This window comes from Neobacillus piezotolerans (assembly GCF_003362805.1).
Taxonomy (GTDB): Bacteria; Bacillota; Bacilli; order Bacillales; family Cytobacillaceae; genus Bacillus_D; species Bacillus_D piezotolerans.
Map to the genome: position 1 here is coordinate 12,699 of NZ_QNQT01000013.1, position 14,316 is coordinate 27,014.

Here is a 14,316-nt window from a genome sequence, read left to right on the forward strand (position 1 = left end):
TAGGGGGAAATCCTGATGAAACACCGCTATTTACCGATGACGGAACAAGACAAGGCGGAAATGCTTGAAACGATCGGCGTCAATTCCGTCGATGAGCTGTTCAATGATATCCCTGAGAAGGTCCGCTTCCAGGGCGAATACAATATCAAACCTGCCAAATCAGAAACAGCCCTTATGAAGGAACTCGCCGTGCTTGCCGGCAAAAACGCCGACTTTAAGAGCCACGCATCTTTCCTTGGAGCGGGAGTGTATGACCATTATATGCCGGTCATTGTCGACCATGTCCTTTCCCGTTCCGAATTCTATACTGCCTATACCCCTTACCAGCCGGAAATTTCCCAGGGGGAATTGCAGGCGATTTTTGAATTTCAGACAATGATCAGCGAGCTCACTGGCATGGATGTCGCGAACTCGTCGATGTATGACGGCGGGACCGCCCTTGCGGAAGCCGCCATGCTGAGCGCCGCGCAAACTCGCAGGAAGAAAATCCTGATTTCTGATGCAGTGCATCCGGAATCACGCGAGGTTGTAAAAACATATGCGAAGGGACAGTACATTGATGTAGTGGAAATCCCATCCAAGGACGGCTTGACCGACCTTGATGCCATGAAGGAGCTGACGGGTGGGGATATCGCAGCTGTTATCGTCCAGTATCCAAACTTCTTCGGCAGAATTGAGCCGCTGAAAGAAATTGAAGAAATCACACATGAGCATAAATCGATGTTTGTTGTCTCGAGCAACCCGCTTGCATTGGGCGTGCTAACGCCTCCGGGCAAGTTCGGCGCGGATATCGTCGTGGGAGACGCGCAGCCGTTTGGGATCCCCGCGGCGTTTGGCGGCCCTCACTGCGGATATTTCGCTGTAACTGAAAAATTGATGAGGAAGGTTCCAGGAAGGCTTGTCGGCCAGACCCATGACGATCAGGGGCGCCGCGGATTCGTGTTGACCCTGCAAGCCCGCGAGCAGCATATCCGCCGTGATAAGGCGACATCAAATATCTGTTCGAACCAGGCTTTGAACGCGCTTGCCGCGTCTGTCGCGATGACCGCCCTCGGCAAAAAAGGCGTGAGGGACATGGCTGCGGCAAATATCCAAAAGGCGCACTATGCAAAAAAAGCACTGAAGGAAAATGGCATCGAAATCGTCATGGATGGGCCGTCCTTCAATGAATTTGTCATCAAGCTCAATAAACCGGTCAAGGAAATCAACCAGGCGCTCCTGCAAAAAGGAATCATCGGGGGCTATGACCTGGGCCGTGATTACGGGGATTTGGCCGGGCATATGCTTGTCGCTGTAACGGAGCAGAGGACGAAGGAAGAAATTGATACTTTTGCTAAGGAATTGGGGGATCTACATGCATAACCAGGACCAGCAGCTAATTTTCGAGATAAGCAAACCAGGCCGCATCGGCTACAGCCTGCCGGAAATGGATGTGCCCGAGCTTGATTTGAACGGTCTACTCCCGGTTGGCTATGTACGTGAGGAAGAGCCGAACCTTCCGGAAGTATCCGAACTCGATATTATGCGCCACTATACCGCGCTATCAAAGCGCAACCACGGCGTCGATTCAGGCTTTTATCCGCTGGGATCATGCACGATGAAATACAATCCGAAAATTAACGAAAATGTTGCCAGGTACAGCGGTTTCGCCCATATCCATCCGCTCCAGGACGAAAGTTCCGTCCAGGGCGCGCTTGGTTTGATGTACGACCTGCAGCAGCATTTGATCGAAATTACCGGCATGGATGAAGTTACACTCCAGCCTGCCGCCGGCGCGCACGGGGAATGGACCGGACTGATGATGATCCGCGCATTCCATGAAGCCAACAATGATGTAAAGCGGACAAAGGTAATTGTTCCCGATTCCGCCCACGGAACCAATCCAGCTTCGGCAACCGTCGCCGGTCTTGAAACCGTTACGGTTAAATCAAATGAGAACGGCCTTGTTGACCTTGAAGACCTTCGCAGGGTTGTAGGCGAAGATACGGCGGCACTCATGCTGACAAACCCGAATACATTGGGGCTGTTTGAAGAAAACATCCTCGAGATGGCAGAAATCGTCCATGGTGCGGGAGGAAAGCTTTATTATGACGGCGCCAACTTGAACGCGGTCCTTTCGAAGGCCCGGCCTGGCGATATGGGATTCGATGTCGTCCACCTCAACCTGCATAAGACATTTACAGGCCCACATGGTGGCGGCGGACCGGGTTCCGGCCCTGTCGGCGTTAAAGCGGACCTGATTCCGTTCCTGCCAAAACCGGTAGTGACAAAGCGCGGCGACGAGTATGTATTCGATTATGACAGGCCTCAATCAATCGGCCGTGTCAAACCGTTCTACGGGAACTTCGGCATCAATGTCCGCGCATACACGTATATCCGGTCGATGGGTCCTGATGGGCTTAAAGCTGTTACTGAGTATGCGGTATTGAATGCGAATTACATGATGAGAAGGCTGCAGCCTCATTTTGATCTTCCGTTCGACCGCCATTGCAAGCACGAATTCGTATTGAGCGGCCGCAGACAGAAAAAACTTGGGGTGCGTACTCTCGATATCGCGAAGAGGCTCCTGGATTTCGGCTACCATCCGCCAACCATCTACTTCCCACTTAATGTGGAGGAGTGCATTATGATTGAGCCGACCGAAACGGAATCGAAGGAAACCCTCGATGGATTCATTGACACAATGATCCAGATCGCAAAGGAAGCGGAAGAAAATCCTGAAATCGTCCAGGAAGCCCCGCACACGACCGTTGTCGGAAGGCTGGATGAAACAACTGCGGCAAGGAAACCGGTACTGCGTTACCGCCCTGAATAATAGAAGGTCGCATGCGCTGGGCACTTCAAGGAAAAGAAAAACACTTTTCCTTCGAGAGATGCCATGCTTAGAGAGCGTTCCTTGTTTTATACATTTTTGAATATCAAAAGGAAAGCCCGCACATCGTAAAAATGTGCGGGCTTTTCCATGCAAATGAGACTGAGGTTTTTACATTTAACAAAAGGTGATTTCCCCAAATACAAAAGGCCACCTGCATTACTGCAAGGGCCCTCGCACTATTTTTTCGCTTTAATTTTTCCGGACCATTTCTTAAATCCGCCTTCAAGCTGGCTTAAATCTTTGTAGCCTTTCCGATAAAGGAATTGCGCTGCACGGCTGCTGCGCATTCCGCTTTGGCAATATAAATAAACAGGCAGGTCAGGACGAATTTCCTTCATGCGTGTTTTCAATTGGGATAGCGGGATGTTCCTTGCGCCCAGGATATGGCCTGCATCGAATTCATTCGCTTCGCGTACATCAATCAGCTGCGCTTTCCGGTAACCCGCACGGAACTCGTCCTCTGAAAGTGTTTTGACAATTTTGCGCTGATAGAGCCACATGATGACCGAGTATACGATGAAACCGGCAATCATAACTAGCATAAAATACAATGGACTCACGTTAAAGTACCCCTTTCAAGCTTTGCTGCAACAACAAGTACTATTATATAAGCCAAAGCTTGGTACAGTAAAGGGCAATTCCCAAATTCTTTTTCTGCTGGGCTTTTTGGCAATTCATACTGCTAGGATTATCAGTTTCATTCTGATAGACTAAAACACGGCGCAAGTACTAGTTAACCAGTAAAGAAGGGCTGTTATGAAGGAAAAATGGTATTTCATTGATTCAGGGGCTAGTTCTCCCTCCTTTAACATGGCACTCGACGAAGCAATGCTGGAGTGGCATAGCGAGGGGAAAATCCCGCCTGTGGTGCGTTTTTACGGCTGGAACCCAGCGACACTGTCAATCGGTTATTTCCAAAAAGCTGAAAAGGAAATTAATATGGAGGCGGTCCGTCGACTCGGTCTTGGCTTTGTCAGGAGGCCGACAGGAGGCAGGGGTGTCCTGCACGATAATGAGCTTACATATAGTGTGATTGTATCCGAAGGCCATCCGAAAATGCCGGCTTCAGTAACCGAGGCCTATCGAGTCATTTCCGAGGGGATCCTGCATGGGTTCAGGAATTTAGGCCTCGACGCTAATTTTTCGATTCCAAAAACGGAGGAAGAGAAGGATTCGCTCAAAAATCCAAGGTCGTCCAACTGCTTTGACGCCCCAAGCTGGTATGAGCTTGTTGTCGAAGGACGCAAGGTTGCCGGGAGTGCACAGACAAGGCAGAAGGGGGTTATCCTCCAGCACGGCTCCATTTTATTGGATCTTGATGAAGAAAAGCTCTTTTCCTTATTCCGTTACCCGAATGAAAGGGTGAAGGAAAGGATGATGGCTTCCTTCAAAAAAAAAGCTGTAACGATTAATGAAGTCAGCAAAAAGCCAGTCAGCCTGGCAGAAGCGAAATCCGCATTCAAAAATGGGTTTGAAACCGGGCTTGGCATTGAATTGGTCCCATATGATCTTAGCGAGGAGCAACGTTTGCAAGTCGAAAAACTTGCTTTGGACGTTTATGAGAACGATGAATGGAATTTTAGAAGATAGGGAGCGGAATGCCGCTCTTTTTCCGTTTGATTGGAAAACCCTTCCTGTTCTCTATTGAATTATTCCTCTAAAGAGCAACCTTCGAAATATGTCAAAATTAATAATCTCATGTAGAAATTCCTGCAAAATCTCTCATTATCTTCGTTTTTTAAGTGATTTTGATTTTGACAAAATTTTATTCTTTTGCCTTATACCCAATATATAGTGGTGCTAAAAATATTTTAGGCACTATATATTGATTTTGGGGGTTTCGGTATGATAGGTTAAGGGTATTCCAATTAAACAACTGGACCTAACATAACAGCAAAGAATTCGACAAATGAGGAATGAGAAAATTTGGACAAGGAGATGCGATCATGTCAGTTGCGTTAAGAAAAAAACTAAATATTGATTTTGATAGGCTGAATGAGGATATCAGGTTATTCCCGCAGGTTCATCCTGTTACGCCGGATATGCACATTACCCACAAAGGTGTTTCCCGCCTGGTCATGCTGGACAGGTACACATTCAAGGACACCGAAAAGATTACACTGACAAAAGGCGATTTCGTCGTTCTGACAGTGAAGGAAGACCCTAAATTCCCGGCAAGGGGACTGGGTTACATCCTTGAAATCGACTGGGAAAAGAAACAAGCCCAGGTGATGGTCGATGAGGAGTTCCGCGGGGTTCTTGACACTCCGGAGGAAATCACCACCGGAGTAATTACAAGGTCCTTGGATGTGATTGAAAAGCCTCTTGAAATCTTTTATGAGCAGATCGCGCTAAGAAACGCTACAGGCCTTGCATCGGTTGAAAAAACAGAAGAAAAAAGGCTCGAGTGGTTCAACAAGTTTTATGAAGAGCTCGTGAACATGAATTTCATTCCGGCGGGACGTGTGCTTTACGGGGCAGGAGCCGGCACGGATGTAACGTTCTTCAATTGCTACGTCATGCCATTTGTGCAGGATTCGCGGGAAGGAATTTCCGACCACAGGAAGCAAGTCATGGAAATTATGAGCCGCGGAGGCGGAGTCGGAACGAACGGTTCAACCCTAAGGCCGCGTGCGACACTAGCCAGAGGGGTAAACGGAAAATCTTCCGGTTCGGTATCCTGGCTCGATGACATCGCCAAGCTGACACATCTCGTTGAGCAAGGTGGGTCAAGACGTGGTGAAGAAGTGCCTCGTCTATAAATAAACCTCGTGAATTGCTGGGAACTCTTTACATGGCTTGCTGGCTACAACGCAACTGGAAACGGTAAGCGTGAATGCTTGAAAACAGCGAGTGGATAAAGACAATCAGCAGCCAAGCTCCTAAGTTCTAAAGAATAGGGAGAAGGTCCAACGACCATCGAAACCACGCTTTATGCGGAAGGGAGTAGAGTAGGGGCCAAGCGGTTTCCGAAGTGCGAGGGTACTCTTGTAGTGCAAGATATGGTCTGAACTCTAAGGTGACTTAGAGAGTTGAAGTAGCGATTCAACGCAACATAGTTGGCCCAGATGATCATGCTAGCGGATTGGCATCCGGATATCATTGAATTCATTATTTCGAAAATGCAAAACCCAAGGATCCTTAGGTTCCTGATTGAAAACACAACCGATGATTGGATACAGAAGCAGGCGAAAAACAAACTTAAGTTCACCCCGCTTACAGAGCAGGAAAAGGCAATGTACCAAGGAATCATCAATTATAAACATATCCCAGGCTATGGCGGGTTCAGTGAAAGGATCATAGCCGATGCGGAAGAAAAGCTTGCTGAAGGCGGAAATTACACCGTCCACAATCCTGAGTTTTTAACAGGGGCAAACATTTCCGTTACCCTTACAAAGGAATTCATGGAAGCAGTTGAAAACGACGCTGAATATGAACTTCGTTTCCCGGCAGTCGAAAGCTACGCCGAGGAAACGATGAAAATTTATAACGAAGAATGGCATAAAGTCGGAGATGTCCGCGAGTGGGAAAAAATAGGCTATAAAGTCCGTACTTATAAAAAGATTAAAGCGAAAGAACTTTGGAACCTGATTAACATATGCGCCACTTATTCGGCCGAGCCGGGAATCTTCTTTATCGACAATGCCAATGACATGACAAACGCCCAGGCATATGGGCAAAAAGTAGTTGCAACCAACCCGTGTGGTGAGCAGCCTCTCGCACCATATTCCGTCTGCAACTTGGCTGCCGTAAACTTGGCGGCGATGGCGGACAAAGAAACAAAGACAGTGAACTTTGAAAAACTGAAGAAAACAGTCGCTACTGGCGTAAGGATGCAGGACAACGTTATTGACTCGACTCCATACTTCCTCGAAGCCAACAAGAAACAAGCCCTTGGCGAACGCCGTGTAGGACTTGGAGTAATGGGCCTTCACGATCTATTAATTTATTGTGAAACAGAGTACGGATCCGAAGAGGGAAACAAACTTGTTGATAAAGTTTTCGAAACCATTGCAGTAACCGCATATAAAACTTCCGTCGAATTGGCGAAGGAAAAAGGAAGCTTCCCATTCCTTGTTGGCCAAACAGATGAGGAAACGAACCGCCTAAGGAAGGCATTCACTGAAACAGGTTTTATGCAAAAAATGCCTGAAGAAGTCAGGGAAACCATTTTGGAAAATGGAATCCGAAACTCGCATTTATTGACTGTTGCTCCCACGGGATCTACTGGAACCATGGTTGGGGTTTCTACAGGATTGGAACCGTATTTTTCCTTTTCTTACTTCCGTAGCGGAAGGCTTGGCAAGTTCATCGAAGTTAAAGCGGATATTGTAAGCGAATTTTTAGAAAAGAATCCAGAAGCGGATCCGGAGAACCTTCCTCACTGGTTTGTGACCGCCATGGAACTTGCTCCTGAAGCGCATGCGGATGTGCAATGCGTCATCCAGCGCTGGATTGACAGCTCCATCAGCAAAACGGTCAACGCGCCTAAGGGCTACAGCGTTGAACAGGTGGAAAAAGTGTACGAGCGCCTTTACAAAGGCGGAGCCAAGGGCGGGACGGTCTATGTCGACGGATCGCGTGATTCCCAGGTGCTTACCCTAAAGGCTGAAGAAAACACAGTTGAAGATTCGGTTGAGCTGAAACAGAAACACAAGCAGCATGTTGTCCTTGTCGACACGATCAGCGACCTTCGCTCCACCGATGTCACAATTGGCTCGGAAGTCGGCAACACATGCCCGGTATGCCGCAAAGGGAAAGTAAAAGAAATCGGCGGCTGCAACACATGCACAAATTGCAACGCCCAGCTGAAATGCGGTCTATAATTTAATCAACAGGAGGATGGAAAAATTTTTCCGTCCTCTTTTTTTGTTTCCTGCCTTTCTTTTGCCAATACTACTTTAAATAGAGTTGACCAAAAGAAAGGAGCCGAGTAATGAAACCGTTCATGCCGCAATTGGTTTATATTGAGCCTCAAGCCTTGGAATATCCGCTTGGCCGTGAACTGAAGGAAAAATTTGAGGGCATGGGGATTGAAATCCGGGAAACGACTTCCCATAACCAGGTCCGGGGCATTCCAGGGAACAATGAACTGCAGCAGTACCGGAACGCGAAATCGACATTGGTTGTAGGTGTCAGGAGAACGCTGAAATTCGACACCTCGAAACCGTCGGCCGAGTACGCCATCCCCCTTGCGACTGGCTGCATGGGCCATTGCCATTACTGCTACTTACAGACAACGCTTGGTTCAAAGCCCTATATTCGGACGTACGTCAACTTGGACGAAATTTTCGAGCAGGCGCAAAAATACATGGATGAGCGCGCCCCGGAAATCACCCGATTTGAAGCTGCCTGTACATCGGATATTGTCGGAATCGACCATTTGACGCATTCCCTTAAAAAAGCCATCGAGTTTATCGGAAAGACTGAATTTGGGCAATTGCGGTTCGTGACAAAATACCATCATGTCGACCATTTGCTCGATGCGGAGCATAATGGCAAAACCCGTTTCAGATTCAGCGTAAACTCCCGGTATGTCATCAAAAACTTTGAACCTGGCACTTCCTCTTTTGATGAAAGGCTTGAAGCGGCAAGGAAAGTGGCCAACGCCGGTTATCCGCTCGGATTTATCGTCGCTCCGATTTACCGGCATGAAGGCTGGGAGGAAGGCTACCAGGAGCTGTTTGAACGGCTCAGGGCGGCGCTTGATGGTGTTTTCATCAACAAGCTTTCATTTGAAATGATTCAGCACCGGTTCACGAAGCCGGCGAAAAATGTCATCCTGAAGCGGTACCCGAAAACAAAACTTGAAATGGATGAAGAAAAACGGAAATATAAATGGGGACGTTACGGGATTGGCAAATATGTTTACCCGACGGAAGAAGCCGCGGAACTTGAAAGGACAATCCGTGGATACATTAGCGAATATTTCCCCGAAGCCGAAGTGCAGTACTTTACGTGAACAATTGCCATTTGTGAAAATTTTCAATTTGTCCACAGTACTATATTGGCAGGAAGCCGCTTAAAGATGTAGGAGGACTACATCGACGGGAGTGGCTTCCATGCTGATAGATGGAGTTTTTTCCGGTGGCGGCATAAAAGGATTCGCGCTGGTTGGCGCCTGCGAAGCGATCGAAAGGCGGGGCTTCAGGTTTTGCAGGGTTGCGGGGACAAGCGCCGGTTCTATAGTGGCGAGCCTAATTTCCGCGGGATATTCAAGTGGGGAGATGCATGCCCTGCTTGACGAACTGGACCTTTCAGATTTATTGGACTCAAGGAAATTGCTTATCCCGGGCCCGGTGACAAAATGGATCCTCTTGTATCGGAAATTGGGCTTATATAAAGGGGAAGCGCTTGAAAATTGGCTTGCTGAAACACTTGCCTTAAAGGGATTAAGGACATTCGGTGACCTTCCCCCGGATGCGCTTCGAGTCGTGGCTTCCGACCTGACAAACGGAAAGATGATCATCCTTCCCGATGATCTACCGAAATACGGGCTATCACCAACAACTTTCCCGGTAGCGAAGGCTGTTAGGATGAGCTGCAGCATCCCTTATTTTTTTGAACCGGTAAAGCTTGCAGCGGAGGGAGGGAAAAATATTATCGTTGACGGAGGGGTGCTGAGCAATTTTCCAATGTGGCTTTTTGACAGGGAAAACGTAAAAAAGGTCAGGCCGGTCCTTGGAATCCAGCTGAGCCATGAACCAGAGAACCATCCACAGCACAAAATCAAAAATGCCATCCAGCTTTTTGAGGCATTGTTTGAAACAATGAAAGATGCGCATGACGCGAGATATATTTCAAGGAAACACGCGAAAAACATCATTTTCATTCCAACAGCAGGAGTGGCCTCCACGGAGTTTGGGTTGACAGCGGAGAAAAAAGAAAAGCTGATTAGCCATGGCCGGCAATGCGCGGAGACCTTTTTTAGAAAATGGAGCTATTAATCTAAAAAGAAAAACCGGATTTCCTAAAAGGAAGCCCGGTTTTTCTTCTTGCCTTTTTTGCCTTCTATGACCGTCAGGTGAGCCGCCGCTTTCTTTTTCGGCTTCCTTAATGATGCGAGTGAACCATGGATGACATTGCGCCCGGCAGAGTCGTTTTTATGTCCGTTCCGTTTTCTGGATTCCCTGGCAGCCTTGAGGAATGCCCGTTGCTCTTTCCTTGCGGGACCGGGGCCGGCGCCAATAAATCGGCGGAAAATTAAATATACAATAAAGCTGATCAGGGCAATGAGTGCGATTCTCCGGATAAAGCCTACGGGATTATCAACGAGCATCCCGACCATGCCAATCGCCGCCAAAAGTATAAGTGCGCCTGCAAAAAGAACGGATTTCCGTTTTTTCAAGATAGCCACCTCCCTAAGAGCATCATAAGCATATTCCCCCAATTTTAAACACGCGCTAGAAGGAATTTAGACAATTTCTTCTGTTGCTTTTTGTGTTTCACTATCCTTTTCCATTTTTAGAAGTTCTTTAAACGAGAGGATGGCGATTTCCGCCTGGCTGTCGTCAGGTTCTTTTGTTGTCAAAAGCTGAAGCCAGAGCCCGGGAAGCCCGAGCCACCTGAGGATAGGAACATCACGGAGCTTATTTGTAAGCTGAAGGACTTCGAAAGAGATTCCAAGCACGACAGGGATAAGCGCGAGACGGTTTAATAGGCGGACCCACAATGGTTCTGCCGGAACAAGCATGTAGACGAACACACCGACAATAACCGTAAATAAAATAAAGCTTGAACCGCATCGGTAATGAAGGCGTGAGCTGGACTGGACGTTTTTAACAGTCAGCTCCAATCCGCTTTCGAAACAGTTGATTACTTTATGCTCCGCCCCATGGTATTGGAATACCCTTTTTACGAGAGGGGTAAGCGATACAGTATATATATATGCAAGAAGCAGGATCAGTTTGATAAGGCCTTCGATTAGGACCTGGGCGGGACGGCCTGGAAAAATCGGTGATGCCAGGTGGGCCAGGAAGGCGGGAATGAGCGTGAAAAGGAATTTCCCGAAAAGAAAGGAGATAACCCCCACTGCCGCGACGCCAAGATACATGGAGAGCTTGGACGTTTCCTGCTTTTCAATTAATTCATCGTCCTTCGGGTCTATATCATAGCGTTCAGTTGAAAAATTCAGGTGTTTTGAGCCGTTCGCGCTTGCTTCCACGATTGCGGCGATTCCCCGGAGAAAAGGGATTTTCTTCAAGGAAGCGACAAACGGGTGGGTTTTGCGGGGCAACCGGAAATAATCGACCGATCCATCTTTCCGCCGGACTGCTGTAACATAGTGATATTTTCCGCCAAACATCACCCCTTCGACGACCGCTTGCCCTCCGTATATTGGTTTTTTTTCATTTGCCATTCTTACACCAACCTAATCATGAAGTTGCACACTCAGCTGCAGGCTGGATGTACTTGCCTATATTTTACTAGAAAAACGCTAAAACAACTAGGTTTGACTTTCCTTTTCCGACTAAAAATCTGCTTATCATGAAGGAAAAATGGATTAACCGTACATACTATGCCAGACAAATGAACTCTTTTAAAAAAGGATTGGTAACAATGGAAAACAATAATGTTAAGGAAAATAAGGGTTTATCCGGTGATAACGGATTTGGAAAGCTCGTTTTGCTAACCGGCTTGTGGGGAGGTTTAATCTGGAGTTTCATCGGCCAAATAGGCTATTATTTTCATTTTACTAAAATTGCCCCCAGGGTGGTCCTCGGTCCATGGGCGCTTGGGTCGTGGAAAAATGGCTGGTTGGGAACATTGGTCGCAATTGTCCTGATTGGGATTGTTTCAATTGGGGCTTCCTTTATTTATGCAGCGTTGTTAAAGAAAAGGGATGGGCTGCTTTCTGGCATCATATATGGGGTTCTTTTGTTCCTGCTTATTTTTTTCCTTTTAAATCCGATGTTTCCCGGAATTTCGCCTTTTGGTGCGATTGATAAAAATACATTGGTAACTTCCATTTGCCTGTTCATCCTTTACGGCGTTTTCATCGGGTATTCGATTTCCTGGGACTATCGTAATCGGGGGGAGTCCTGAAAAGTATCCCAGTAGGAGAATGGACCGGAGTATGATAGAATGATTTAGAAAATAATGCCCCGGCTTAGGGGCAAATTCAAGATTTGGGGAAATCGGATTATGAAGAAATTTTTGCTGTTAAATGGGCCGAATTTGAACATGCTTGGTAAACGGGAACCCGGAGTCTATGGGCAGGGGACATTGAAAGACGTCGAGTCCGCCGTTGCCAATCTTGCCGCCGCCAATGGGGCGGAGGTTGAGTGCAGGCAATCGAATCATGAAGGAACCCTTGTCGACTGGCTTCAGGAAGCGGAAGAAGCCGGGTTTACGGGGGTTATTTTTAATCCGGGCGCATATACACACTATAGCTATGCGATTCGGGATGCGATTGCAGGAATCCGGGTCCCTGTTATCGAAGTACATATATCGAATATCCATGCACGGGAAAATTTCAGGCATACTTCTGTTACGGCTGCTGTTTGCCGCGGGCAAATTAGCGGTTTGGGCGCAAAAGGATATGAACTTGCCTTAATTGCCCTGATGGAAATGGAGAAGGAGAGGGAACTGTAATGTCAAAACTGGAGAAACTGAGGAATGAGTTCGGCAAATTAGGAATTGACGGAATGCTGATTACGAGCGGGTTTAACCGCCGTTATATCTCCAATTTCACTGGGTCTGCCGGCGCTGTTTTGATTAGCGGGGAAAAGGCATTTTTTATTACCGATTTCAGGTATGTTGAACAGGCATCGAATCAATGCGAGGGCTTTGAAGTTGTAAAGCACGGTGGCACGATGCAGGAAGAAGTTGCCCAGCAGGCAAAGCGACTGGGAATAACAAAGCTTGGCTTTGAGCAAAATCATGTTACATATGCGCTGTATAAGTCGTATGAAAAGGTTTATGAAGGAGAACTCGTTCCGGTCGATGGTGCGATTGAAAAGTTGCGCTTGATTAAGACGGATGCAGAGATTAAGATATTAAAGGAAGCAGCGGGCATTGCAGATGCTGCGTTTACACATATCCTGGAGTTTATCCGTCCGGGCAAAACAGAACTTGAAGTTTCAAATGAGCTTGAATTTTTCATGCGGAAGGCTGGAGCCTCTTCCTCTTCTTTTGATATCATCGTCGCTTCTGGCCACCGTTCGGCTTTGCCTCATGGGGTCGCCAGCGATAAAGTGATCGAGACTGGCGATTTTGTAACTCTTGATTTTGGTGCCTATTATAAAGGGTATGTATCTGATATAACCAGGACCGTTTCGGTGGGTGCCGCTGACCAGAAGTTAAGGGATATCTATGATATTGTGCTTGAAGCCCAGCTTCGCGGCATGGCCGGCATTAAGCCAGGCATGACAGGCAAGGAAGCCGATGCGCTAACCCGCAACCTTATTTCCGAAAAGGGCTATGGCGAACATTTTGGCCATTCCACTGGCCATGGCATCGGGCTTGAAGTCCATGAAGGGCCGTCCCTGTCAAGGATTTCCGAGACGATCCTTGAACCGGGCATGGTTGTCACCGTGGAACCAGGCATTTATATTCCTGGGCTTGGCGGCGTACGTATCGAGGATGATACTGTGATAACGCTTGACCACAATGAATCCCTTACGCACTCAACGAAGGAACTGATCATTCTTTAAGGAACTAGGAGGAACACAAATGATTTCAGTTAACGATTTCCGTACAGGGCTAACGATCGAGGTAGACGGTGGCATTTGGCGGGTTATGGATTTCCAGCATGTCAAACCGGGAAAAGGCGCGGCTTTTGTCCGTTCAAAACTTCGCAATCTCCGCACAGGCAATGTGAATGAAAAAACATTCCGAGCCGGGGAGAAAGTCGCGAAAGCTCAAATTGACAATCGCAGGATGCAATATCTTTATGCAAGCGGCGAGCAGCACATTTTCATGGACAATGAATCCTATGAGCAAATCGAGCTGCCAGCAAGCGTGATTGAATACGAATTAAAATTCCTTCAGGAAAACATGGAAGTTTCCATTATGATGTACCATGGAGAAACACTCGGTGTTGAACTTCCGAATACAGTTGAACTTGAAGTAACTGAAACAGAGCCGGGAATCAAGGGAGATACAGCTTCCGGCGGTTCCAAACCGGCTACAATGGAAACTGGCCTTGTTGTCCATGTGCCATTTTTCGTAAACCAGGGTGACCGTCTGATCATTAATACGACAGATGGCAGCTATGTATCACGCGCGTAATTCCCGATAAAAAATTAAAATGAATCCGGCCCCGCTATATGGGAGCCGGATTTTTTCATTTCCTGCCAGAGGTACCCTTAGTATATTTCAAAAATTTTATTCTTCTGTTCCATCAAATCATGTGCCATCGTTAACAAAGTGTTCGCGTATTCTGCTAAGTTTCTGCATATTTATTTTTTATATTAACTGTAAGCCGGATAAAAAGGAGA

Annotated in this window: 12 protein-coding genes and 2 pseudogenes; 11 read left to right on the forward strand and 3 right to left on the reverse strand. The window is 47.3% G+C overall.

The genetic code is table 11. The annotated features are described in order from the left end of the window. The first annotated feature begins 15 nt into the window (after positions 1 to 15). Positions 16 to 1,362: an aminomethyl-transferring glycine dehydrogenase subunit GcvPA gene (gcvPA, locus tag DRW41_RS19485; protein WP_115453704.1), complete on the forward strand. Its 1,347-nt coding sequence runs from the start codon at positions 16 to 18 to the stop codon at positions 1,360 to 1,362. Next, positions 1,355 to 2,815, forward strand: coding sequence for an aminomethyl-transferring glycine dehydrogenase subunit GcvPB (gene gcvPB / locus DRW41_RS19490; RefSeq protein WP_115453705.1), 1,461 nt, complete (start codon positions 1,355 to 1,357; stop codon positions 2,813 to 2,815). Before gcvPA ends, gcvPB begins: the two co-directional genes overlap by 8 nt. Before the next feature lie 236 nt (positions 2,816 to 3,051). Here the strand turns inward: gcvPB and DRW41_RS19495 are convergent, their stop codons facing one another. Continuing rightward, the gene (locus DRW41_RS19495; protein ID WP_115453706.1) at positions 3,052 to 3,435 is read right to left on the reverse strand and encodes a rhodanese-like domain-containing protein; all 384 of its coding nucleotides are present in this window, start codon (positions 3,433 to 3,435) and stop codon (positions 3,052 to 3,054) included. Positions 3,436 to 3,631: 196 nt separating this feature from the next. Here DRW41_RS19495 and DRW41_RS19500 point away from each other — a divergent pair, with 196 nt between their 5' ends. From DRW41_RS19500 to DRW41_RS19520, 5 genes and pseudogenes are all read left to right on the forward strand, one after another. Next, the gene (locus tag DRW41_RS19500; protein ID WP_115453707.1) at positions 3,632 to 4,465 is read left to right on the forward strand and encodes a lipoate--protein ligase family protein; all 834 of its coding nucleotides are present in this window, start codon (positions 3,632 to 3,634) and stop codon (positions 4,463 to 4,465) included. Between the two features lie 356 nt (positions 4,466 to 4,821). Next, a pseudogene (locus DRW41_RS19505) lies at positions 4,822 to 5,616 on the forward strand (ribonucleotide reductase barrel domain-containing protein); the annotation flags it as partial. Positions 5,617 to 5,937: 321 nt separating this feature from the next. Beyond that, positions 5,938 to 7,701, forward strand: a pseudogene (locus tag DRW41_RS19510) (vitamin B12-dependent ribonucleotide reductase); the annotation flags it as partial. A 110-nt stretch (positions 7,702 to 7,811) separates the two neighbouring features. Beyond that, complete coding sequence (gene splB / locus DRW41_RS19515; protein ID WP_115453708.1) at positions 7,812 to 8,837, forward strand: spore photoproduct lyase; 1,026 nt, start codon at positions 7,812 to 7,814, stop codon at positions 8,835 to 8,837. Positions 8,838 to 8,937: 100 nt separating this feature from the next. Then, a complete protein-coding gene (locus DRW41_RS19520; RefSeq protein WP_115453709.1) occupies positions 8,938 to 9,822 on the forward strand; it encodes a patatin-like phospholipase family protein in 885 nt (294 codons plus the stop codon). Positions 9,823 to 9,845: 23 nt separating this feature from the next. Here the strand turns inward: DRW41_RS19520 and DRW41_RS19525 are convergent, their stop codons facing one another. Further along, complete coding sequence (locus DRW41_RS19525) at positions 9,846 to 10,232, reverse strand: SA1362 family protein (protein ID WP_245959510.1); 387 nt, start codon at positions 10,230 to 10,232, stop codon at positions 9,846 to 9,848. A gap of 57 nt (positions 10,233 to 10,289) precedes the next feature. After that, positions 10,290 to 11,234 carry a DUF1385 domain-containing protein gene (locus DRW41_RS19530; protein WP_115453710.1) on the reverse strand — a complete coding sequence of 315 codons (945 nt, stop codon included), beginning with the start codon at positions 11,232 to 11,234 and terminating at the stop codon, positions 10,290 to 10,292. A gap of 170 nt (positions 11,235 to 11,404) precedes the next feature. Here DRW41_RS19530 and DRW41_RS19535 point away from each other — a divergent pair, with 170 nt between their 5' ends. From DRW41_RS19535 to efp, 4 genes are all read left to right on the forward strand, one after another. Continuing rightward, the gene (locus DRW41_RS19535; protein WP_245959504.1) at positions 11,405 to 11,920 is read left to right on the forward strand and encodes a YqhR family membrane protein; all 516 of its coding nucleotides are present in this window, start codon (positions 11,405 to 11,407) and stop codon (positions 11,918 to 11,920) included. A gap of 99 nt (positions 11,921 to 12,019) precedes the next feature. Next, positions 12,020 to 12,469: a type II 3-dehydroquinate dehydratase gene (gene aroQ, locus DRW41_RS19540; RefSeq protein WP_115453712.1), complete on the forward strand. Its 450-nt coding sequence runs from the start codon at positions 12,020 to 12,022 to the stop codon at positions 12,467 to 12,469. Next, positions 12,469 to 13,530 (forward strand): M24 family metallopeptidase, encoded by a 1,062-nt coding sequence (locus tag DRW41_RS19545; RefSeq protein WP_115453713.1) that lies wholly within the window; start codon positions 12,469 to 12,471, stop codon positions 13,528 to 13,530. The genes aroQ and DRW41_RS19545 overlap by 1 nt, the downstream gene beginning before the upstream one ends. Positions 13,531 to 13,549: 19 nt before the next feature. Next, positions 13,550 to 14,107, forward strand: a complete 558-nt coding sequence (gene efp, locus DRW41_RS19550) for an elongation factor P (protein WP_115453714.1) — start codon at positions 13,550 to 13,552, stop codon at positions 14,105 to 14,107. The last annotated feature ends 209 nt before the right edge of the window (positions 14,108 to 14,316 follow it).

Coding starts and splice junctions, on each gene's coding strand:
- gcvPA (WP_115453704.1), top strand. CDS start 16: ATGAAACACCGCTATTTACCGATGACGGAACAAGACAAGGCGGAAATG.
- gcvPB (WP_115453705.1), top strand. CDS start 1,355: ATGCATAACCAGGACCAGCAGCTAATTTTCGAGATAAGCAAACCAGGC.
- DRW41_RS19500 (WP_115453707.1), top strand. CDS start 3,632: ATGAAGGAAAAATGGTATTTCATTGATTCAGGGGCTAGTTCTCCCTCC.
- splB (WP_115453708.1), top strand. CDS start 7,812: ATGAAACCGTTCATGCCGCAATTGGTTTATATTGAGCCTCAAGCCTTG.
- DRW41_RS19520 (WP_115453709.1), top strand. CDS start 8,938: ATGCTGATAGATGGAGTTTTTTCCGGTGGCGGCATAAAAGGATTCGCG.
- DRW41_RS19530 (WP_115453710.1), bottom strand. CDS start 11,234: ATGGCAAATGAAAAAAAACCAATATACGGAGGGCAAGCGGTCGTCGAA.
- DRW41_RS19535 (WP_245959504.1), top strand. CDS start 11,405: ATGAACTCTTTTAAAAAAGGATTGGTAACAATGGAAAACAATAATGTT.
- aroQ (WP_115453712.1), top strand. CDS start 12,020: ATGAAGAAATTTTTGCTGTTAAATGGGCCGAATTTGAACATGCTTGGT.
- DRW41_RS19545 (WP_115453713.1), top strand. CDS start 12,469: ATGTCAAAACTGGAGAAACTGAGGAATGAGTTCGGCAAATTAGGAATT.
- efp (WP_115453714.1), top strand. CDS start 13,550: ATGATTTCAGTTAACGATTTCCGTACAGGGCTAACGATCGAGGTAGAC.